Consider the following 20544-nt stretch of genomic DNA (forward strand, 5'->3'; position numbering starts at 1 on the left):
CAGCTCCGGTTCATCGCTGCCCACCGGCGTCGAGGCCGGCGGCGCCGGAGCGGCTGGCGGCGGGGCCGCTGGAGCGCCCGACACCGGCGGCGTGCCGGTCGAATCGCCCGAGGCGCCACCGCCACCGCCGCAACCGGCCAGGGTGCCGGCAGCGCTGAGCGCGACGACGGCGGTGAACACGAGGCCCCACGGGCTCGTGGGCGACGGGCAAGCCGACTTCGGGTCAGCCTCTGAAACGGGGTGGCGCATGACGCTCCTGCAGATCCGGAAAACGAAATACCGGGAGCGGAACCCCGGTGGACTTCGCCTGGTTCATGCAGAGAACGTGCCGGTTTCAGATGGTCACAATCGACACCCAAAACCACGTCCATCACCACGTTCCAACCAAAAAGTTAATTCGAAAGAGGTAATCGGCGCTGCGCGTGTGGGGCGGTTGGGGTCAGGTTTTGTCAGGCGGGGGGACAAATAGTGTCACCCCGTGCGACCGCCGCCCCACTCGACCCTCAATCGCACGGCTTCCTGGAAGGTCGACGAGCCGGCGGACCGGTCGGTCCGTGGCTCGGAGCAACCCAGGCGACACGAGCATCCGTCCAGCTGCCGGCCCCCCCGGGGTACGGAAGTTGCCCTGGCGACCGTTATGCTGCGGACCGCGTCGCCGCCCGAGGCGGCATGCCCTGCCCGTGCCGGCCGCCGCCGGACGTTCCAGCCGGAGTCGGTTCCATGGTCATCGAGAGGCACTGGTTGCGCTGGTCTGCCGCTGCGCTCGTCTTCGTCGCGGCGACCTGGCTCAACCTGCAGTTGCAGCCCTACCTCAATGGCCGCGGTCCGCTGCTGCCCTATTTCCCGTCCCTGGTCGTGGTGGGCCTGGCGTGCGGCCTCGGGCCGGCACTGGCCTTCCTGGCCGCCTCCGCGCTGGCCGTCCTCTACTTCTGGATCGATCCCGTCGGCCAGGTCTTCCCCGTCGACTCGCCGCCCGACGCGGCGCTTGTCGTGCTGTTCATGTTCGCCGGCGCGCTGGTAGCCTCGGTCTCCGCCTGGGCCGGCCGGCTGATGCAGAAGGAGCGCAACAGCCGGCGCCGCCTCAACCTCGCGCTGGCCGCCGGCCGCATGGTCACCTGGGACTGGGACACGGTCACCGGCTTCGCCAACACCGCGGGCGGCGCCAAGCAGCTCTTCGGCCGCAACTGGTCGACGATGGAGGACATGCTCGCCGGCATGTCCGCCGAGGACGCGGCGCGCTTCCGCGAGCGCTACCGCTATGCCACCGAGAGCGGCGGCCGCTTCAGCCTGGCCTGCCCGATCACCCGTCCCGACAACGGCGAGGTCGTCTGGACGCAGTTCGACGGCTACGTCAGCCTCGACGCCAAGGGCCGCGCGGTGCATGCCTACGGCGTCGCGGTCGACGTGACGAGCCAGCAGGAGGCGCTGCGCGCCAGCCAGGCCGCCGAGGAGCGTTTCCACCTGGCGTTGCAGAGCGGCAAGGTGATGGCGTGGGAATGCGACCTGCAGGGTCGCTACACCTGGGCCTTCAACACGCCGATGGGTTTCTCGCGCGAGGCGCTGATCGGTGCCGAGGTCGGCAGCCTGGTCGGCGAGCCGCAGTTCGCCGAGATCGTCCGCGAGGCGGTGGCCACGGCCCGGCCGATGAACCTGGCCCAGCAGGTGTCGCATGGCGGCAGGACCTACCAGTTGCTCACCTCGCTGCGCCCGGTGATGGCCCATGACGGCCAGGTGCAGCGCGTGATCGGCGCGACGGTCGACGTCTCGGAGCTGTCCGCCGCGCAGGAGGAGCTGCGCCGCGAAAGCCAGCGCAAGGACTCCTTCCTGGCCACCCTCGCGCACGAGCTGCGCAACCCGATGGCGCCGATCCGCTATGCGGTCGCGATGCTGCGGCAGTCCGGCACCGACGCCACGCGCGCCCATGCGACCGACATCATCGCGCGCCAGTCGGCCCACATGGCCCGGCTGCTGGACGACCTGCTCGACATGAGCCGCATCACCCGCAACGTGGTCGAACTCAAGCGCCAGCTCATCGACCTGCGCACCGTGGTGCGCCAGGCGCTGGAGGCGGTGGAGCCGCTGTACAGCGAGATGAAGCACCGCGTCTCGCTGTCGCTGCCGCCGCAGCCGGTGCTGGTCGACGGCGATCCGACGCGGCTGCAGCAGGTGCTGGGGAACCTGCTGGACAACGCCGCCAAGTACAGCCCCGAGCCCGGCGAGGTGACGGTGCATGTGGCCGCCGAGGGCGACCGGGCGCGCATCACCGTGACCGACCGCGGCATCGGCATCGCGATGGAGATGCAGCCGCGCGTCTTCGAGCTGTTCACCCGGATCGATGCGCGCGGCGCCGCGCCGTCGGGCCTGGGCATCGGGCTGGCCGTATCGAAGCAGCTGGTGCAGTTGCATGACGGGACCATCACCGTGGAGAGCGAAGGCGTCGGCCATGGCAGCCGCTTCATCGTCGAGCTGCCGCTCGCCCCCGATGGGCAGGCCCGCGCCGAGGATCCGGTCGCGCCCGTCGTGGCCGTGGCGCCGCTGGCCGCCGAGGCGCCCTGCGTGATGGTGGTCGACGACAACGTGGACGGCGCCAACACGCTGGCCGAGGTGCTGCGCGGCGCCCACTACCGCGCGTCGGTCGCTTACAGCGGCGAGGACGCGTTGCGGAACTTCGAGCGCCTGCGCCCCCGGGTGATGCTGCTGGACATCGGACTGCCGGGCATCTCCGGCACCGAGGTCGCGCGGCGCCTGCGCACGATGGCGCCGCGGGACGAGCTGGCGCTGATCGCGATCACCGGCTGGGGCCAGCGCTCCGACCGCGAGGCGACGGCGGCCGCGGGCTTCGACGCCCACCTGGTCAAGCCGGTGGAGTTCAACGAACTCGAGCGGGTGATGCAGCAGTTGCTGGGCGCGCCGCGAGCGGTCTCCTGACAGCGGTCGCTGAGGCGCGACGCCTGCCCCTTTGGTTCAGGTAGACGCCGGATCGCTGGCGCCCAAGGCCTGCTTCCATTCGCGCGGCGGGCGCCCGACGCGCTGCGTGAACACGCGCGACAGCGCCGACGCATTGGCGTACCCGAGCCGATCGGCGATCTGCTTGATCGGCCGCCCCAGCCGCAGCTGCTCCTGCGCCAGGCTCAGCCGCCAGTCGGCGAGGTATCCCGCCGGCGCCTGCCCCACCAGGTCGCGAAAGCGCGCCGCGAACGCGCTGCGCGACATGCCTGCGCGCTCGGCCATCCGCGCCAGCGACCAGGCCTGTCCGGGCGCTTCATGCACCGCGGCCAGCGCCAGCGCGATGCGCGGGTCCGACAGTCCCGACACCAGTCCAGGCTGCACCCCCGCCTCGGCCGGGTGGTCGATGAGCCAGCGCAGCAGCTGGATCAGCACCACCTCGAAGAGCCGGTCCGCCAGCAGGCGCTGCCCGCAGCGCGCGCGCCCGGTCTCCGAGAACAGCAGCTGCAGCGACAGTTCCAGGCCCTGCACCTTCGCCAGCGGCAACAGCACCAGCGGCGGCAAGGCGCGCACCAGCGGGTTGAGCGCGCCTCCGTCGAACTCGAGCTCGGCGCAGGTGAAGTCCGAGCCGTCGCGCGGCGGATTGCGGAACTCATGCGCGACCGGCCGCGGATAGAAGAGCAGCGAGGGCTCATCCACCCGGAGCTTGCGCGGCAGGCCCGCGCCGGCCGGGTGGCGCAGCTCCATCTCGCCGCGCTGCATCACATGCAGGAAGCCTCGGCCCGGCAGCGGCTCGAAGGGATTGACGCCGCACAACGGCCCGACATGGAACAGCCGCGCGCGCACCCGGAAGTGCTCGAGCAGCGAGGAGAGCCGATCGACCGGCGCGGCGGTCGCCTTGGCGGCGGTACGGGTGGTGGCCGTCATGGACGTTCAGGTATGTTTTTCAGATGAAACGCGTCCGATGCTACTCCACGCCCACCCACACTGACGTCCAGCGGCACACGCTGCGAGATCCCCGGAAGGGCCGGACCGATCTCGCCAACGACCGTCTCTCCTCTTTCTGAAAGGACGTTTCCATGACTGCCACCTCCACCGTTTCCCGCGTCGCGCTCGTCGATCCCCAGCAGGCCCAAGGCGAGGTCAAGGTCGTGCTCGACCAGATCCAGGGCGCCTTCGGCGCGACGCCGGCGATGTTCCGCGCGGTCGCCAATTCCTCCGCCGCCCTCCGCAGCCTGTGGGGCAGCTTCGGCGCGCTGGGCGGCGGCGTGATCCCGGCCAAGCTCGGCGAGCAGATCGCGGTGGCGGTGGCCGACCGCAACGCCTGCGAGTACTGCCTGGCCGCGCACACGATGCTGGGCCGCAAGGCCGGTGCCAGCGCCGACGAGATGGCCGCGGCGCAGAGCGGCGAGTCCGCCGATCCCAAGGCCGCCGCCGCGCTGCGCTTCGCGCTGAAGGTCGTCAATGACCGTGCTCAGCTCACCGATGCCGACGTCCAGGCGCTGCGCGACGCGGGCTTCGATGACGGTGCCATCGTGGAGATCCTCGCCCACGTCGCGCTGAACCTGTTCACGAACTATGTGAACGTCGCCTTCGCCGTGCCGGTCGACTTTCCGGCAGTGAAGCTGCGCCGCGGCTGATCGACGGATGCCGCGCGCCGCGCGCGGCTCAGCCGCGCAGCGCCATCAAGGCGTTGCGCACGCCCTCGCCATAGGCAGGGTCGGCCTGGGTGCAGTGGTCGATGTGGCGCAATTGCACCTCCGCGCTGGCCCCGTGGATGGCCCGGGCGGTGTTGTCGAACAGCGCCTGCCGCTGCGCCGCGTCCATGAGACGGAACAGCATCCCCGGCTGGGTGAAGTAGTCGTCGTCGAGCCGGTGATCCCAATGCGCGGCGGCCCCGTCGATGGCCAGCGGCGGTTCATGCAGCTGCGGATGGTCGGCCCAGTCGCCCCGGCTGTTGGGCACGATGGCCGGTGCCGCGCCGGCGTTGCCGTCCACCCGCATCGCGCCATCGCGGTGATACAGGTGGTACGGGCACTTCGGCGCGTTGACCGGGATCTGATGATGATTCACGCCCAGCCGGTAGCGGTGCGCGTCGCCGTAGCTGAACAGCCGCGCCTGCAGCATCTTGTCGGGCGAGAAGCCGATCCCCGGCACCACGTTGGCCGGCGAGAAGGCGGCCTGCTCCACCTCGGCGAAGTAGTTCTCGGGATTGCGGTTGAGCTCGAGTTCGCCCACCTCGATCAGCGGCGCATCGGCATGCAGCCAGACCTTGGTCAGGTCGAACGGGTTGTAGGGCAGCGCGCGCGCTGCCGCCTCGCTCAGCACCTGCACGTAGAGCGTCCAGCGCGGGAACTCGCCGCGCTCGATGGCATCGAAGAGATCGCGCTGGGCGCTCTCGCGATCGCCGGCGATGACCTGGCCGGCCGCCTCGTCGGTCAGGTTGCGGATGCCCTGCCGGGACTTGAAGGTGAACTTGACCCAGTGGCGCTCGTTGTCCGCGTTGAGGAAGCTGAAGGTGTGGCTGCCGAAGCCGTGCATGTGGCGATAGCCGTCCGGCAGGCCGCGGTCGCTCATCACGATGGTGACCTGGTGCAGCGCTTCGGGCAGCAGCGTCCAGAAGTCCCAGTTGTTCTGCGCGCTGCGCAGGTTGGTCCTGGGATCGCGCTTGACGGCATGGTTGAGATCGGGGAAGCGCAGCGGGTCGCGCATGAAGAACACTGGCGTGTTGTTGCCCACCAGGTCCCAGTTGCCTTCCTCGGTATAGAACTTGACGGCGAAGCCGCGGATGTCGCGCTCGGCATCGGCCGCGCCGCGCTCGCCTGCCACCGTGGAGAAGCGCAGGAAGACATCGGTCTGCTTGCCGACCTCGGAGAACAGCCTGGCCCGCGTGTAGCGCGTGATGTCGTGGGTGACGGTGAAGCGCCCATAGGCCCCGGAGCCCTTGGCATGCATGCGACGCTCGGGGATGACCTCGCGGTCGAAATGGGCGAGCTTTTCCAGCAGCCAGACGTCCTGCAGCAGCGCGGGGCCGCGCGGCCCGGCGGTCTGGATGTTGAGGTTGTCGACCACGGGCGCGCCGTGGGCATGGCTGATCGGTCGGTTCATGGGCGGGGACTCCCTGGCGTGAAAGCATCCGCGAGCGCGGACGAAGGCCCGACGATGCGCCCGCTGCCTCCCCCTGTCTTCCCCCAGGTGGCCGAGTCCGGATCCCCCTCAGGGACTGCCCGTGCGTCGCGACGCCGGCGCCGCGTTCACTCCGCCATCCACGCGCTGTTGGCCAGGGTGCCGAGTTCATCGACGAGGCGCTCGAAGTCGCGGGCCTTGTCGTAGAAGCCGTCCGCCCCGCAGGACAGCACCCGCGGCTCGTAGGCCGCCCGGTCCTGCGCGCTCAGCACCAGGATGCGGCCGCGGAAGCGCGCCGCGCGCAGGCGCTCGATGACGCCCAGGCCCGAGCCGCCGTCGATGCCCAGGTCCACCAGCACCACGTCGGGCGCGCACAGCGCGATGGTGCTCAGCGCGGCGTTCTCGCTGCTGGCCTGGCCCACCACGGTGATCGAGGCCTCGGCCTGCAGGCGCGTGACCATCAGCCGGCGCAACAGCGCGTTGTCTTCGATCAGTGCGACTTTCATGGTGATCTCCCTGTTTGAACGAATCATGGGAGATCGGTCACGGCCTGGCGAGACGGGCGCGACGCCAGTCCGGGTGAGCCCGCGCGCCGATCGGCCGTCGGTCGAAGGACTACAGGCGTGGGCGGATGACGCGGGCGCCTCAGGCGCTGCCGGCCGCGGCATCCTCAAGATGGATGAGGAATCCATCCGGCGTGCCGCGCTCGTCGCGGCGGGGCGTGACGCGGACCGTCACCGTCCGGTGCTGGCCGGCCAGCCGCAGGTCCGCCTCGAAGCTCACCGGCTCGCCGCCGATCGCGCGCTCGATCGACGCCTCGGTCGCGCGCCGGGCGCTGACGTCGCGCACGAAAGCCGTCGCGCCGGTGCCGCCGGCCATCCGCAGCGGCGCGACGAACAGCTCGATCGGCACCCGGTGTCCCAGCTTGTGGATCGCATCGACCTCGAATCGCCGTCCCAGCACCGGGCCGTCGCCGGTGCGTTGCAGGCGCGACATGCCGCGCAGGTGCGCGCTGCGCATCTCCGGCGGAATGATCAGCTCGTGCAGCGGACGTCGGATCGCTTCGGCGTAGCTCCAGCCCAGCGTGGCGACCGCCTGCGGATTCCATTCGGTGATGAGGCCATCGGGATCGATGCTGATGAAGGCGTCGGGACTGCTGGCCAGTGCGCTCTGGAAGGCCGCGTCGGCCTCGGCCCGCGAGCGCCCGGTCGGCGCGTCACCGGTTGCCGTCTCCGGCGTCGGTGGCGTGAGGTCGAGCTCGTGGTGCGCGAGCGTGTGCTGCGCATCCCACAGCGGCCGTTCGTTCACGAAGACGCTGCGGGTGCTCTTGACCAGCTTCTGGTCGTCCAGCGTCCCGGCGGCGACCTCGATCTCGTGCGGCGCGTCGTCCTCGAGGCAGAACAGCTGCGTCGCGCAATGCGGACAGAACTGCCGCGACGCATGGTCCGAGGAGCGCCAGGTCTGAAGCGCGCCATTGATCCGCAAGGTGGCGCGGTCCGCGGTGAGCCAGGCCATGCCGGCGCCGCCGGAGGACCGCCGGCAGGTGGCGCAGTAGCAGACCGCGGCTTCGAGCTGGGCGGCGTGCACGGCGTATTCGGCTCGGCCGCAGGCGCACCGCCCGCGAAGGACCAGGGGGGTCATCATCGGGCCATCCTATCGGAGGCGAATCCGGCGCGTCGACCCCTGCGACCCGGGGGAAGCCGGCCCCGCGTGGCATCCGCCACGCCCGGCCGCCAGCGTCCTCACTTCATCCGGACCTGTCCCGTCTCGCCCAGGTCCGTCGGCGGCCGGCCGGTCACCGCCGACTTCGCCATCGCATAGAGCTGCCGCAGCTTGGAGGCCTTCACGTCCCAATAGCTGGCGTGGTTGATGCGGACCCGCAGCAGCGCCAGATCGGGATCGTCCACGCCCTTCGGGAACCAGGCCTCGGCAGCCGGATTCCAGAGTGCCTGCTTGCGCGCCCGGTCCTCGTTGAGCTCGGCGGTGCCGGACACCGAAACATAGGTGTCGTTGTCGGCATCGGCGAAGGCCACGTTCACCTGCGCGGCGCCGACGATGTCCTCGTAGGCCTCGCCACCGCGTGACATGAAGAACCACAGCGAGTCGCCTTCGTCGACGCCGCGGTTCTGCAGCGTCATCGGACGCGCGTGCAGATGCCCGTTCGGATGCTGCGTCGTCAGCATGCCGAAGCGCATGTCCTTGATGAGGTGCCAGAGCTTCTCGCGTTGTTCGGTCTCGGTCAGCGCCTGATCGGTCATGTCGTGCTCCTGGGAATGTGTCTTCCTCACAGCAAGCGTCGCTCCCGGTCGCCGCCGCTGGCGGCCGGCCCATGCGTCGCGTCGCCCGGATCGGCGGCCTCGCGGTTCTTCCGCACGCCGCGCAGGTTGAGCAGGAACAGCCCGACCTGCAACACGATCAGCGCATACGCCTGGGTGTGCAGGCCCCAGGCGCTCCACAGCAGGTTGCTGAGGACGAAGACACCGAAGCCCCAGCGGCGGCGTGCGGCGCTTCGCGCGGCCACCAGCCAGGCGGCGAGCAAGGTCACGGCCATCGCGGGCCATTGCAGGGCATCCAGGAAGGCGTCCATCGGTCGGTTGCGGTGTCGGCGACGCGGGCGTCGATGACCGAGCAGGGCAAGCCGCTTGCCGACGGACGCTCATGTCGCGATCAAGGACCTTGCACATCGGCACCGCCGGCTGGAGCGTGCCCCGCGCCGTCGCGGCCGCCTTTCCGGCCGACGGCAGCCAGCTCAGCCGCTACGCCGGCGTGCTGAACGCGACCGAGATCAACACCACCTTCAGCCGCACCCACCGGCCGGACACCTTCGCGCGCTGGGCCGCGCAGACGCCGGCGGGCTTCCGCTTCTCGGTCAAGCTGCCGCGGGCGATGACGCACGACGCGCGCCTGAAGGTGCCACGGGCCGAGGTGCGCTCCTTCGTCGACTCGCTGGCCGGATTGGGCGAACGGCTGGCCGTGCTGCTGGTGCAGCTGCCGCCCTCCCTGCCGCTGGAAACTCGCACCGCGCGCGCGTTCTTCCGCTCGCTGCACGCGAGCTTCGACGGCGCGATCGTCTGCGAGCCGCGGCATGCCTCTTGGTTCACCGCGGCGGCGGACCGCCTGCTGGTGGAGGAACGCATCGGCCGCGTGGCCGCCGATCCCGCACGCCCCGTTGGAGCGGGCGAGCCGGGCGGCTGGCTCGGCGAGCGGGGCGACGGCCGCGGCGCCGTCGTCTACTACCGCTGGCATGGCTCGCCGCGGATGTACTGGTCGCGCTACGAGGACGATTTCCTCGAGGGCCAGGCCCAGGCGCTCGCGCGCTGGCCGGACGGCACCTCGATCTGGTGCGTCTTCGACAACACCGCCTCGGGCGCGGCGGCCGACGATGCGCTGCGGTTCAGCGCGCTGCTGCGATGAGGAAGGCGACCGGTCAGGCTCAGGCGCCGAAGTCCGCGAGGCCAATCACAGACGACATCGGTGAAATCGTCCGTCTCCGTGGCGCTGGCGTCGAGCCACGCGTGCGGCTCCTCGTGACCGGTCGATTGGCATTCGCCTCGCCTATGATCCGCCGCGACAAGCCGCGGGAGGTGGTGATTGAGCGCTTCGAAGGGACTGCCTGAACTGCCGCGCGCACCGGCCAGCCTCGCCCGCGCCCATGCTTTCGCCGACCGCGGCGACTGGACCGCCGCCGAGGCCGCGTACCGCGCGCTCGTGCAGGCGGGCGGCGCCAGCGCCGCGCTGCTCTACAACTGGGGCATCTCGCTGCGCGAGACCGGCCGACTCCACGACGCCATCGCGGCATTCGAGCGGGCGGCCTCGCTGGCCCCCACCTACGCACGCGCCTTCCACGGCTTGAGCCTGAGCTACCGCGATCTGGGCGCACGCGACGCGGCGTTGATGGCGATCGAGCTGGCCATCGACGCCGACCCGACCTGCGACGACTTCCGCTTCGAGCGCGCCGAACAGTGGATCGACGCCGGCCGCTGGCACGACGCGCTGCCAGTCCTGGAGGCCATCGGCCCCGAGGCGCCGGGCCATGCGATCGCACGCAATCTGATCGGCATGGCGCTGCGCCAGGGCGGCCGGACGGCGGAGGCGCTCGAAGCCTTCAGCGCCGCGATCCGCCAGGACCCGACCTTCGCCGCGCCGCTGCAGAACCGCGCCAATCTCCACCTGCGCGCGCGCCGGTTCGCGCTGGCGGTGGACGACTTCGACGCGGCCCTCCGGCTCACGCCAGAGGCCCCCTGGCTCGCAGGACTGCGGCTCTACGCCGCGATGCATGTCTTCGACTGGCGCGACTTCGACGCGCGCCGCGAAGAACTGCTCGCCCGTGTGGCGCGTGGCGAGGCGGTCGCGCAGCCGCTGGTCGTCCAGAACCTGACCGACGACCCGGCCCTGCAGCAGAGGGCGGCAAGAACCTGGGCCCGGCTGGCCGCGTCTCCTGTCGCGCCGGGTGCCGCCACACCGCCGATGCGGCCCGGCTTCCCGACTGGCCGAAAGATCCGCGTCGCCTATGTCTCCCGCGACTTCCATGCCCATCCGGTGGCCTTCCTGCTCGCGGAAATGCTGGAGTTGCACGACCGCGAAGTCTTCGACGTCGCGCTGATCCACCACGGCGAGATGAAGGACGAGCCGATGCAGCGGCGGCTGCGCGCGGCCGCCGATGCCTTCCTCGACGTGGGCGGCTGGAGCGACGAGCGCATCGCGGCGCTCTGCCGGGAACTGGCCATCGACATCGCCGTCGACCTGACCGGCTACACCGAAGGTGGCCGCGCTGCGCTCTTCGCCGGCCGCGTCGCGCCGGTGCAGGTCCTCTACCTCGGCTATCTCGGCACATCGGGCTCCGGCGCCTACGACTACTTGGTCGCGGACCCGCGCCTCATCGACGCCGACACCCGACCCTGTTTCGACGAACGCCTGCTGGTGCTGCCGTCCTACCAGGCCAACGACCGGCAGCGCCCACGACCCGCCGCGGCGGATCGAGACGCGCTCGGCCTGCCGGCGGACGCGATCGTCCTGTGCTGCTTCAACAACCCGGCCAAGCTGACCCCGGCCATGTTCCGCACCTGGGGCCGGATCTTGTTGCGCGTGCCGCGGGCGGTGCTGTGGCTGCTGGCCGAGGAGGATGAGGCCGTCGATCGCCTGCGTCGCGAAGCCGTCGCGATCGGCCTCGCGCCGGAGCGGCTGGTCTTCGCGCGACGCTGCGGGCGCGAGGACTACCTCGCCCGGCTCGCCGCCGCCGACCTGTTCCTGGACACCCTGCCCTACAACGCCGGCACGACCGCGAGCGATGCGCTCTGGATGGGCCTGCCGGTGCTGACGCAGCGGGGACGCTCCTTTGCCGGCCGCATGGCGGCCAGCCTGCTGCATGCGGTGGGCCTGCCGGACCTGATCGTCGAGACGACCGAGGGCTATGTCGAGACGGCCGTCGCGTTCGCGACCGCGCCGGACCGGCTCGCGGCGGTGCGTGGCCGCCTGCGCACGCAGCGTGACAGCGCGCCGCTGTTCGACACGCCAGCCTTCACGCGCAGCCTGGAGTTGGGCTACCTCGCCGCGCTGTCGGGCACGATCGACGGCGACATCGTCGTCGGCTAGCGGCGCAAGGCAGCGATCGGTGCCGCGCGCGAGCGCCCTGTCGCGGCGCGGCACCCCTTCGTGGAGAGCATCCAATGCGCGGCCGGAGCCGCTTGCCTGCCTGCGCGGCTAGCAGTTAGGCTGGCCGCACCATGTCATCACACCGTCACATTCATTCGACAGGCAGCCGCTGCGTGGATGCGCAGGTGCGCTCATGGTGCCAGGCGCTGCGCGCGCTGGCGGTGCTGAACATCGGCCTGTGGCTCGCCGTCGCGCTCGCCGGACCCGTCGTCGGCGTCCATGGGCGGCTGCAACTGGGGCTGTCCGGCGTCTACGTGCTGGTGTGTGCCTATCGCTCGCTGCTGCCACGAGTGGATCTGGAGCGGCTCGTGGTGGTGGACATCCGGCTGTCCAGCATCTTCCTGGGCCGCACGGCGGCCACGGTGGCGGAGATCTGCTTCGCGCTGCAACTGGGCCTGTTCGTCCATCAACTGGCCGCGCATGCCGGCCTGCCGCTGGTGCAGTCCGCCGCGTGGGCCGTTCCGATGTTCATGGTGGTGGCCCAAGGCTTCTGCTGGCACAGCGTGCTGACGCTCAACCACCTCACGCAGGCGGTCGAATCGGCGCTGTGGGCGGGAGGGTTCTCCTGGATGGCCGTGCTGCTCGGCGTCATCGCCTCGAACAGCGGCGGCTGGGTCCAGGCGCTCTCGTTGGTGGGCATCGTGGGCGCGATGAGCTTCGTCGCTTATGTCGTGACGGTCGACATGCCGATGTACTGGCGCCGCTACCGGCACGGACGCGCCAGCGGGCAGGTCTACCTGCGCCTGGACGCCGGCGCCCGCGACGCCTGGCATCGGCGCGTGCCCAGCGGCTCGTGGGACGCCTGGAAGGCGGATGCGCTCTGGCTGACGCCGTATTTCAGCGTCGGCGTGTGGGTGAGCATCGCGATGGCGTGCGTGCCGGGCGTCTGACCCCCATCCTGCGGATCCGGTGCGTCTCGATCGCCGATGGCGCCAACCCCGATCTCCCGCCGGCGCTGATCGATCGCGGCGTCGAACCGAGGTCGACGCCCCGAGCCGTCATTGCGGTGCGAAGGTCAGGTTCGCCAACACATAGCTGACCGGCATGAACACGCCGCCACCCACGTATTGCAGTTGCAGTGCATCGGCCTGCCCCCCGGACAGCGAGCCGCTCACGCCCAAGGTCGTGGACGTCCGCCGGGTCCCGGCGTACAGCGCGCCGCCGGACTTGCCACCGAGCAGGGTCAGGCCGTTCGCGCTGCTGGCAACCGCCGTCCAGGCGCCCGCATCGGCCGTCGCCCGCCAGGTTTGGCCGCCGTCCGGCGATTCGTAGAGCGTGCCGCCGCTCGTGGCGGCCACGACATAGCGGCCGTCCGCCGACGTGGCGATGCCCCGCCAGTCCCGACTCGTCGTCACCGTCTCCCAGGTGGTGCCGAAATCGTCGGACCGCCAGACCGCGCCCGTATCAACCGTCGCATACAAGCGCCGACCGTCGGCCGATGCGGCGGACCCCCACCAGAACTGGCCGGACGCCCGCGGGGTCCAGCTGACGCCGTAATCGGCCGACACATACAACTGCGCGCCATTGGTGCCCGCGACCAGAACGCGGCCGTCCGCCGACGAACTGACGGTCCGCCAGGCGCGATTGCTGTCGCGCGCCGTCCAGCTGCCGCCGCTGTCGGACGAGGTCCAGATCCGTCCGAGGTAATCCGTCGCCACCAGCCGCGTGCCGTCGGCCGAACTGGCAACCGCGGTCCAGGCTCGGCTGCTGCCGTCGTTGGACCAGTTGATGCCACCGTCCGTCGAGAGGTAGAGAGCGCCTCCATTGGACGCCGCCAGGATCTTCAATCCGTCGGAAGAGATCGCGACGCCGGACCAGGTCTGGCCAGTGAGTCTCGGCGTCCAGTGCGCGCCGGCATCCTCGGAGGTGTAGAGCTCGCCGGTGGACGCGGCGGCGACCTGCCGTGCGCCGTCAGCCGACATGGCCGTGGCGACCCAGGTGCCGGTCAGCGTCTGGGCTGCCCAGCCCACCGTGTTGCCACCGGGCAATCCGATCGTCGTGATCCGCTGGCCCGCGTTCTGGGCGATCGTCCAGCCGCCGGCCCCGACCCCTGTGACCTTGATCCAATCGCCGACGGCCGGCGACGCCGGCAGCGTGAGGACCACCGGGCCGGACGCATTGGCGAGATAGCCGGTATTCGATTCGGCCTGCGCGGTGGCGGCCGTCACATTCACCCACCGCGTTTCCGCCGGTGCCGCACTGCAGGCATAGGCCGTGGTCGTCACCTCCCCGGCGTCCAGGACACCGTTGCGATTGGCATCCTGGCCGGACTGCACGCGCTGGCCTCCATAGGCGCAGTTCGCGCCTGCCGGCTCCGCGACGACCGCGACCAGTGCGTCGAGGCCCGCCGCGCCAGTGGGCCCGGTCGGGCCGGTGGGCCCCGCAGGACCGGTGGAGCCCGGCGAGCCGTTTGATCCATTGGCTCCGTTCGCCCCGTCTGCGCCGTTCGCACCATTGCAGACGTAAGCGACGCTACTGACCTCGCCAGCATCCAAGGCGCCGTTGCCGTCGGCATCGAGGCCTGCCGTGACCGCCGAGCCACCGCGTGCGCAATTGGCGCCGATGGCTTCGGCTCGCACCCGGACCAGCATCGACCGGCCATCGGCGCCAGCGCCGCCGTTCAGGCCGTTGCAGATGTACTGGGTGTTGGACACTTCGACGTCGCCGAGCTGGCCATTGCCGTCGGCATCCGCGCCCGATTCGACGCGCGTGCCGCCGGCGGCGCAGTGGCTCCCGGCCGACTCAGAAGCGACGCGTACCAATGTCGTCGCGGCCCGCGGAGTGGGCTCCGGCGCTGCGTCGTCGTCCGACGAGCCTCCGCCGCAAGCCGTCAGCATGGCTGCGGCGACCGCGACTGCCGCCCGGCTCAAAGGCCGGGGGAAACAGAGGAGTGAAGTGCCAGGCGGGCGACGGTCGAGGAAAGATTGAAGCATGGCGAACGCTGTCGCCTCTCGCCACCGCACCGTGCAGCGGCTCCCTCGAGGCGCGAACCGCGGGAGTATCTCCAACCGCTGCCAAGCCGGGTGCACGCCCGCGGGCGCGCGGGGCGAAAAAGCCGGAACTGTCCGTCCGCCGCGACGGATTGGGCGAAGAGAGCACCGCCGCCACAGCATGCGTGCCCACACAGGCAAAACAAAAGCGCCTAAGTGATTGATTCACTTAGGCGCTTGACAGGTCATGAGGGGTCATGACCCGGATATATGGTGGAGCCGGCGGGAATTGAACCCGCGTCCGCAAGCCTTCATCGGGCAGTTCTACATGCTTAGCTCTCTGATTTGGTTCTCGCCAACCCCGTCGCGCAGGAGCACGCTGCCGGATCAGCCAGCACCCTAAATCTCGCCGTCACCCAAGGTGCACGAATGACAGCCAGCCAATGTGAATAACCTCTCTGTGTCAGGACTTGCGTCCCTTCACCCGGCCCATCGGCCAACCGGTGAGAGGTCCGCGGGGTTTAAGCCGCGAGAGCGTACGTGTTATCGTTCGCAGTTGGTTTTTTCCAGATGGATTTACGAGGTGCCTGGCCCTCGGCATGCCCTACTCCGAATCCGTACCCACGTCGAAACCAGGTCGGCCCCAGAGAGAGAAGTCGTAGATTATGCCAGTCGTGCCGACTTCAAGCCCAGGGCGGCGCAATCTTTCTGCTGTTCGATGCGCGCCGCGTCCAACGCTTGAGCCGCGAATTCATCGCGCGGCTCTCAGCCACTCGACGACCTGCCCCGGCGTGTCGAGCACCACATCCGCGCCCCAGGCCTCGATCGGCTCGCCGTCTCCCAGGTAACCCCAGCGCACGGCAATCGTCGGCATGCCAGCGGCACGCCCAGCCAATACATCCCGCGCGTCATCGCCGACATACACGCACTCGCCAGGCGCGACGCCAGCCCGACGCGCAGCCTCCAACAGCGGCTCCGGGTGCGGCTTGCTGTGCGGCGTCGTGTCGCCCCCGACCACCGCCGCGCATTCGGACCAACCTAGCCCACGTGCCAGCGGCAGCGCGAAGCGCTCCGACTTGTTGGTCACGATGCCCCAGCTCAAGCCGTCGTCCAACAGCGCCTGCAGCATCGCGACGACGCCGTCGAACGGGCGTGTTGCGCGGAGCAGGCGCCGCTCGTAACGGTCGAAGAACTCGTCCCGCAGCGCCGGAAACGTCATCTCCTTCGGCGACACGCCGAAAGCGACCCCCATCATTCCGCGCGCCCCAGCACCGACCATCGGACGCAAGCGTTCGAAGGGCACTTCGGGCAGCCCCCGGGCGACGAGCATTTCATTGGTCGCACCGGCCAGGTCCGGAGCGCTGTCCACCAGGGTGCCGTCCAGATCGAACAACACCGTTCTGATCGCAGCGCGCGTCTGCACGCCAGCAGGCGAGTTCAGCATCGCCGTGCTCATGCGGGACGGCGGCAAGCCAACAGGTAGTTGACGTCGGTGTCCGCGTTCAGCGCATAGCGCTGGGTAAGCGGGTTGAAGGTCAGGCCCTTCGCCCCTTGCACTTCCAATCCGGCGTCCCGGCACATCTGCGCCAGCTCCGACGGGCGGATGAAGCGCGCGTACTCATGCGTTCCGGCGGGCAGCATGCGCAAGACGTACTCCGCGCCGACGATCGCGAAAAGGAACGACTTGGCATTGCGATTCAGCGTCGACAGAAACACCCACCCGCCAGGCTTCACCAGCTGGCCTAGCGCGGCGACCACCGACGCCGGATCCGGGACGTGCTCCAGCATCTCCATGCAGGTCACCACATCGAAGGAAGCGGGGCGCTCCCGCGCCAGATCCTCGACGGCAATCTCGCGGTAGGCGACGTTCTCGGTCCCCGCCTCCATCGCATGCAATTCCGCCACACGCAGCGATTTCGTCGCCAAGTCGATGCCCAGCACGTTCGCCCCCTTGCGGGCCATCGCATCGGCCAGGATGCCGCCGCCGCAACCGACGTCCAGCGCCGTCTTGCCCGCCAAGCCGCAGAGGCCGTCGATCCAGTTCAATCGCAACGGATTGATCTGGTGAAGCGGCTTGAATTCACTTTCGGTATCCCACCAGCGGTGGGCCAGCTCGCTGAACTTCTCGAGCTCTTTTGCATCGACATTCGCCATGGGGCGCAATGGTAGCCGAGCCCACCGACGACAAGCCCGATTCCTCACGCTCCGCGCGAATGACACGCCCATGAAAAAACCCCGCGAGCCTGAGGGCTGGCGGGGTTTGCCGGATGGCGACCGAAGTCGCCGCCGTACCGTTTACTTGACGGCGCGGGTACCGACCACTTCGATCTCGACGCGGCGGTTCTTGGCGCGGCCTTCCGCGGTCTTGTTGTCGGCGATGGGCTGCTTCTTGCCCTTGCCTTCGGTGTAGACGCGGTTCTTTTCCAGACCCTTCGACACCAGGTAGGCCTTCACGGCTTCAGCGCGGCGAACCGACAGCTTCTGGTTGTAGGCATCGGTGCCGACGCTGTCGGTGTGGCCGACGGCGATGATCACTTCCAGGTTGATGCCGCCGGTCTTCGAAACCAGGTCATCCAGCTTGGCCTTGGCTTCAGGCTTCAGGACCGACTTGTCGAAGTCGAAGAAGGCGTCAGCGGCGTAGGTGACCTTTTCGCTGGTCGGAGCCACCACCGGCTTGGGCGCCGGGGCCGGGGTCACCGCCGGGGCGGGAGCCGGAGCGGCCGGAGTGGCTGCGGGAGCAGCCACCGGCTTCAGGGCGCCGTCGCAGTCCTTGGCGGCCGTGGCCGGGGTCCAGAATGCATCGCGCCAGCACAGCTCGTTGGTGCCGTTCTTCCAAACGGTGCCATCCGTTGCGCGCCAGTTGTCCACGGTTTGGGCCATGACGCCCGAGGTGGCCACAGCGGCGACAGCAAAGAGCGCTGCCACGCGGTTCAGTTTCTTCATGATTCTCCTCTCAAGGAAAGCCGCAGTTGCCCTGCGAAACGTCCAATGTCGGAACTAAAACCTCAGGAGTTCCCTGACCAAGGGTTTCTCCTAGGGACGAACCGATTGTGCCATAGGGCAACAGGACGCCTCCATTCTCGCGGCACGCGCTGCAACTGTTCATGAACGTGTTGCGCAAGCACGACAAGCGCGCGCAATTAGAATCACCGACTTCCGATCTCTCCAGAGGCTGCGCACGCGTGCGCGCGGCCCCCAGCGCATGACCCAGTTCGCCAAGGAAACCCTGCCGATCAGCCTCGAAGAGGAGATGCGCCGCTCCTACTTGGATTACGCGATGAGCGTGATCGTCGGCCGTGCGCTGCCCGACGCGCGCGACGGCCTCAAGCCGGTGCATCGGCGCGTGCTCTTCGCGATGCACGAACTGAACAACGACTGGAACCGGCCGTACAAGAAGTCGGCCCGTATCGTCGGCGACGTCATCGGTAAATACCACCCGCACGGCGACAGCGCCGTGTACGACACCATCGTCCGGATGGCGCAGGACTTCTCGCTGCGCCACATGCTGGTGGACGGTCAGGGGAATTTCGGCTCGGTCGACGGCGACAACGCCGCGGCCATGCGATACACCGAAATCCGCTTGTCGAAAATCGCCCATGAAATGCTGGCCGATATCGACAAGGAAACCGTCGACTATGGCCCGAACTACGACGGCAGCGAAAAGGAACCGCTGGTTTTGCCAGCACGCCTTCCGAATCTGCTGATCAACGGCGCCGCCGGTATCGCGGTCGGCATGGCGACGAATATCCCGCCGCACAACCTCAACGAGGTCGTCGACGCCTGCCTGCATGCGCTGAAGAATCCGGACTGCTCGATCGACGAGCTGATGGAGATCATCCCGGCGCCGGACTTCCCCACCTCCGGGATCATCTACGGCCTGAGCGGCGTGCGCGAGGGCTACCGCACCGGCCGCGGCAAGGTCGTGATGCGGGCGAAGGTCCATTTCGAGGACATCGACCGCGGCCAGCGCCAGGCGATCATCGTCGACGAGATCCCGTATCAGGTGAACAAGAAGACCCTGCTCGAGCGCATCGCCGAGCTGGTCCAGGAAAAGAAGATCGAGGGCATCAGCCACATCCAGGACGAGTCCGACAAGTCCGGGATGCGCGTCGTGATCGAGCTCAAGCGCGGCGAAGTCCCGGAAGTCGTCCTGAACAACCTGTACAAGCAGACCCAGCTGCAGGACAGCTTCGGCATGAACATGGTGGCGCTGGTCGACGGCCAGCCCAAGCTGTGCAACCTGAAGGACCTGATCACGGTCTTCCTGGAGCATCGCCGCGAGGTCGTCACCCGTCGCACCGTGTTCGAGCTGCGCAAGGCCCGCGAGCGCGGCCATGTGCTGGAAGGCCTGGCCGTGGCGCTGGCCAACATCGACGACTTCATCGAGATCATCAAGCGCAGCCCCACCCCGCCGGTCGCGAAGGCCGAGCTGATGGCCCGCGCCTGGGACTCCTCGCTGGTGCGCGAGATGCTGTCCCGCGCCGAGGGCGAAACCGCCGGCGGTCGCAACGCCTATCGTCCGGAAGGCCTGCCGGCCCAATACGGGATGCAGGAGGACGGCCTCTACAAGCTGTCCGACGACCAGGCGGGCGAGATCCTGCAGATGCGCCTGCAGCGCCTGACCGGGCTGGAGCAGGACAAGATCGTCGGCGAGTACCGCGACGCGATGGCGCAGATCGCCGACCTGCTGGACATCCTGGCCACGCCCGCCCGCGTGACGACGATCATCGGCGACGAACTGGCCTCGGTGCGCCAGGAATTCGGCCAGACCAAGCTGGGCGCACGCCGCAGCGTGATCGAGCACAACGCGCAGGAACTCGGCACCGAGGACCTGATCACGCCGACCGACATGGTCGTGACCCTGTCCCACACCGGCTACATCAAGAGCCAGGCGCTGAGCGAGTACCGCGCCCAGCGCCGCGGCGGCCGCGGCAAGCAGGCCACCGCCACGAAGGACGACGACTGGATCGACCAGCTCTTCATCGCCAACACGCACGACTGGATGCTGTGCTTCAGCAACCGCGGCCGCGTCTACTGGCTGAAGGTCTGGGAAGTGCCGCAGGGCTCGCGCAACGCGCGCGGCAAGCCGATCGTCAACATGTTCCCGCTGCAGCCGGAAGAAAAGATCAACGTCGTGCTGCCGCTGACGGGCGAGTTCCGCTCGTTCCCGGAAGACCACTTCATCTTCTTCGCCACCGCGCTGGGCACCGTCAAGAAGACCTCGCTGAAGGACTTCAGCAACCCGCGCAAGGCCGGCATCATCGCCGTCGACCTGGACGAGGGCGACTACCTGATCGGTGCCGCACTGACAGACGGCCAGCATGACGTGATGCTGTTCTCCGACGGCGGCAAGGCGGTGCGCTTCGACGAGGACGACGTCCGGCCGATGGGCCGCCAGGCGCGCGGCGTGCGCGGCATGATGCTCGAACCCGACCAGCGCCTGATCGCGATGCTCGTGGCCGAGGACGAGACGCAGAGCGTGCTGACCGCCACCGAGAACGGCTATGGCAAACGCACCAGCATCGTCGAGTACACCCGCCATGGCCGCGGAACGAAGGGCATGATCGCGATCCAGCAGAGCGAACGCAACGGCAAGGTCGTCGCGGCGACGCTGGTTCGCCCTGAGGACGAGATCATGCTGATCACCGACACCGGCGTGCTGGTGCGCACGCGGGTTGCCGAGATCCGCGAGCTGGGCCGCGCCACGCAAGGCGTGACGCTGATCTCGCTGGACGAGGGCGCCAAGCTCTCCGGGCTGCAGCGCATCGTCGAGAACGACGCGAACGAAACGACAGAATCGACCGACGACGCCATGGGCGGCGCCGGTTCCGATGCCGGCGACGCCACGGGCGCCGCGGGCGACTCCACCCCCGACGTGAAGGAATGACCT

General features: G+C 69.2%; 16 protein-coding genes, 1 other RNA gene and 1 pseudogene. 6 read left to right on the top strand and 12 right to left on the bottom strand.

Translation table 11 applies throughout. The annotated features are described in order from the left end of the window. Positions 1 to 180, bottom strand: a pseudogene (locus CS062_RS06985) (hypothetical protein); the annotation flags it as partial. Positions 181 to 720: 540 nt separating this feature from the next. Between CS062_RS06985 and CS062_RS06990 the strand changes: the two are divergent. Further along, positions 721 to 2928 (top strand): hybrid sensor histidine kinase/response regulator, encoded by a 2208-nt coding sequence (locus tag CS062_RS06990; protein ID WP_158238693.1) that lies wholly within the window; start codon positions 721 to 723, stop codon positions 2926 to 2928. A gap of 36 nt (positions 2929 to 2964) precedes the next feature. Here the strand turns inward: CS062_RS06990 and CS062_RS06995 are convergent, their stop codons facing one another. After that, positions 2965 to 3873 carry an AraC family transcriptional regulator gene (locus CS062_RS06995; RefSeq protein WP_099860745.1) on the bottom strand — a complete coding sequence of 303 codons (909 nt, stop codon included), beginning with the start codon at positions 3871 to 3873 and terminating at the stop codon, positions 2965 to 2967. Between the two features lie 152 nt (positions 3874 to 4025). On the opposite strand from CS062_RS06995, the gene CS062_RS07000 reads away from it, so the two are divergent. Then, positions 4026 to 4586: a carboxymuconolactone decarboxylase family protein gene (locus CS062_RS07000; protein ID WP_099860747.1), complete on the top strand. Its 561-nt coding sequence runs from the start codon at positions 4026 to 4028 to the stop codon at positions 4584 to 4586. Between the two features lie 28 nt (positions 4587 to 4614). Here CS062_RS07000 and CS062_RS07005 read toward each other — a convergent pair whose 3' ends face one another. The 5 genes from CS062_RS07005 to CS062_RS07025 form a co-directional block, all read right to left on the bottom strand. Continuing rightward, positions 4615 to 6054, bottom strand: coding sequence for a catalase (locus CS062_RS07005; protein ID WP_099860748.1), 1440 nt, complete (start codon positions 6052 to 6054; stop codon positions 4615 to 4617). Between the two features lie 146 nt (positions 6055 to 6200). Next, positions 6201 to 6578 carry a response regulator gene (locus CS062_RS07010; protein WP_158238694.1) on the bottom strand — a complete coding sequence of 126 codons (378 nt, stop codon included), beginning with the start codon at positions 6576 to 6578 and terminating at the stop codon, positions 6201 to 6203. Positions 6579 to 6717: 139 nt separating this feature from the next. Next, positions 6718 to 7716 carry a PAS domain S-box protein gene (locus CS062_RS07015; RefSeq protein WP_099860751.1) on the bottom strand — a complete coding sequence of 333 codons (999 nt, stop codon included), beginning with the start codon at positions 7714 to 7716 and terminating at the stop codon, positions 6718 to 6720. Positions 7717 to 7814: 98 nt separating this feature from the next. Further along, positions 7815 to 8330, bottom strand: a complete 516-nt coding sequence (locus CS062_RS07020; RefSeq protein WP_099860753.1) for a pyridoxamine 5'-phosphate oxidase family protein — start codon at positions 8328 to 8330, stop codon at positions 7815 to 7817. 26 nt (positions 8331 to 8356) lie between these two features. Continuing rightward, positions 8357 to 8659, bottom strand: a complete 303-nt coding sequence (locus CS062_RS07025) for a hypothetical protein (RefSeq protein WP_233217954.1) — start codon at positions 8657 to 8659, stop codon at positions 8357 to 8359. A 71-nt stretch (positions 8660 to 8730) separates the two neighbouring features. Between CS062_RS07025 and CS062_RS07030 the strand changes: the two genes are divergently transcribed. The 3 genes from CS062_RS07030 (at position 8731) to CS062_RS07040 (ending at position 12614) form a co-directional block, all read left to right on the top strand. Further along, a complete protein-coding gene (locus CS062_RS07030; protein WP_099860754.1) occupies positions 8731 to 9486 on the top strand; it encodes a DUF72 domain-containing protein in 756 nt (251 codons plus the stop codon). Between the two features lie 177 nt (positions 9487 to 9663). Beyond that, positions 9664 to 11664: an O-linked N-acetylglucosamine transferase, SPINDLY family protein gene (locus CS062_RS07035; protein ID WP_099860756.1), complete on the top strand. Its 2001-nt coding sequence runs from the start codon at positions 9664 to 9666 to the stop codon at positions 11662 to 11664. A 131-nt stretch (positions 11665 to 11795) separates the two neighbouring features. Continuing rightward, on the top strand, positions 11796 to 12614 hold the full coding sequence (locus tag CS062_RS07040) for a hypothetical protein (protein WP_143742273.1): 819 nt from the start codon (positions 11796 to 11798) through the stop codon (positions 12612 to 12614). A 108-nt stretch (positions 12615 to 12722) separates the two neighbouring features. On the opposite strand, the gene CS062_RS07045 is transcribed toward CS062_RS07040, so the two are convergent. From CS062_RS07045 to ompA, 5 genes are all read right to left on the bottom strand, one after another. After that, positions 12723 to 14561 (bottom strand): DUF7151 family protein, encoded by a 1839-nt coding sequence (locus tag CS062_RS07045; protein WP_143742274.1) that lies wholly within the window; start codon positions 14559 to 14561, stop codon positions 12723 to 12725. 364 nt (positions 14562 to 14925) lie between these two features. Further along, positions 14926 to 15299: a transfer-messenger RNA gene (gene ssrA, locus CS062_RS07050) on the bottom strand. A gap of 106 nt (positions 15300 to 15405) precedes the next feature. Then, positions 15406 to 16098 carry a phosphoglycolate phosphatase gene (gene gph / locus CS062_RS07055; protein WP_099860845.1) on the bottom strand — a complete coding sequence of 231 codons (693 nt, stop codon included), beginning with the start codon at positions 16096 to 16098 and terminating at the stop codon, positions 15406 to 15408. 8 nt (positions 16099 to 16106) lie between these two features. Beyond that, a complete protein-coding gene (gene ubiG / locus CS062_RS07060) occupies positions 16107 to 16808 on the bottom strand; it encodes a bifunctional 2-polyprenyl-6-hydroxyphenol methylase/3-demethylubiquinol 3-O-methyltransferase UbiG (protein ID WP_099860761.1) in 702 nt (233 codons plus the stop codon). Positions 16809 to 16949: 141 nt separating this feature from the next. Next, complete coding sequence (gene ompA / locus CS062_RS07065; protein WP_099860762.1) at positions 16950 to 17597, bottom strand: outer membrane protein OmpA; 648 nt, start codon at positions 17595 to 17597, stop codon at positions 16950 to 16952. A gap of 259 nt (positions 17598 to 17856) precedes the next feature. Here ompA and gyrA point away from each other — a divergent pair, with 259 nt between their 5' ends. Next, a complete protein-coding gene (gene gyrA, locus CS062_RS07070) occupies positions 17857 to 20541 on the top strand; it encodes a DNA gyrase subunit A (protein WP_099860763.1) in 2685 nt (894 codons plus the stop codon). Positions 20542 to 20544 lie beyond the last annotated feature (3 nt).

Origin of the sequence: Roseateles chitinivorans, assembly GCF_002761755.1 — a bacterium.
GTDB classification, from domain to species: domain Bacteria; phylum Pseudomonadota; class Gammaproteobacteria; order Burkholderiales; family Burkholderiaceae_C; genus Roseateles; species Roseateles chitinivorans.

Bases quoted from the DNA above. Each gene is read 5' to 3' on its own strand.
- CS062_RS07005 (WP_099860748.1), bottom strand. From the start codon at position 6,054: ATGAACCGACCGATCAGCCATGCCCACGGCGCGCCCGTGGTCGACAAC.
- CS062_RS07045 (WP_143742274.1), bottom strand. From the start codon at position 14,561: ATGCTGACGGCTTGCGGCGGAGGCTCGTCGGACGACGACGCAGCGCCG.
- CS062_RS07025 (WP_233217954.1), bottom strand. From the start codon at position 8,659: ATGGACGCCTTCCTGGATGCCCTGCAATGGCCCGCGATGGCCGTGACC.
- gph (WP_099860845.1), bottom strand. From the start codon at position 16,098: ATGCTGAACTCGCCTGCTGGCGTGCAGACGCGCGCTGCGATCAGAACG.
- CS062_RS07015 (WP_099860751.1), bottom strand. From the start codon at position 7,716: ATGATGACCCCCCTGGTCCTTCGCGGGCGGTGCGCCTGCGGCCGAGCC.
- ubiG (WP_099860761.1), bottom strand. From the start codon at position 16,808: ATGGCGAATGTCGATGCAAAAGAGCTCGAGAAGTTCAGCGAGCTGGCC.
- CS062_RS07020 (WP_099860753.1), bottom strand. From the start codon at position 8,330: ATGACCGATCAGGCGCTGACCGAGACCGAACAACGCGAGAAGCTCTGG.
- gyrA (WP_099860763.1), top strand. From the start codon at position 17,857: ATGACCCAGTTCGCCAAGGAAACCCTGCCGATCAGCCTCGAAGAGGAG.
- ompA (WP_099860762.1), bottom strand. From the start codon at position 17,597: ATGAAGAAACTGAACCGCGTGGCAGCGCTCTTTGCTGTCGCCGCTGTG.
- CS062_RS06990 (WP_158238693.1), top strand. From the start codon at position 721: ATGGTCATCGAGAGGCACTGGTTGCGCTGGTCTGCCGCTGCGCTCGTC.
- CS062_RS07030 (WP_099860754.1), top strand. From the start codon at position 8,731: ATGTCGCGATCAAGGACCTTGCACATCGGCACCGCCGGCTGGAGCGTG.
- CS062_RS06995 (WP_099860745.1), bottom strand. From the start codon at position 3,873: ATGACGGCCACCACCCGTACCGCCGCCAAGGCGACCGCCGCGCCGGTC.
- CS062_RS07000 (WP_099860747.1), top strand. From the start codon at position 4,026: ATGACTGCCACCTCCACCGTTTCCCGCGTCGCGCTCGTCGATCCCCAG.
- CS062_RS07040 (WP_143742273.1), top strand. From the start codon at position 11,796: ATGTCATCACACCGTCACATTCATTCGACAGGCAGCCGCTGCGTGGAT.
- CS062_RS07010 (WP_158238694.1), bottom strand. From the start codon at position 6,578: ATGAAAGTCGCACTGATCGAAGACAACGCGCTGTTGCGCCGGCTGATG.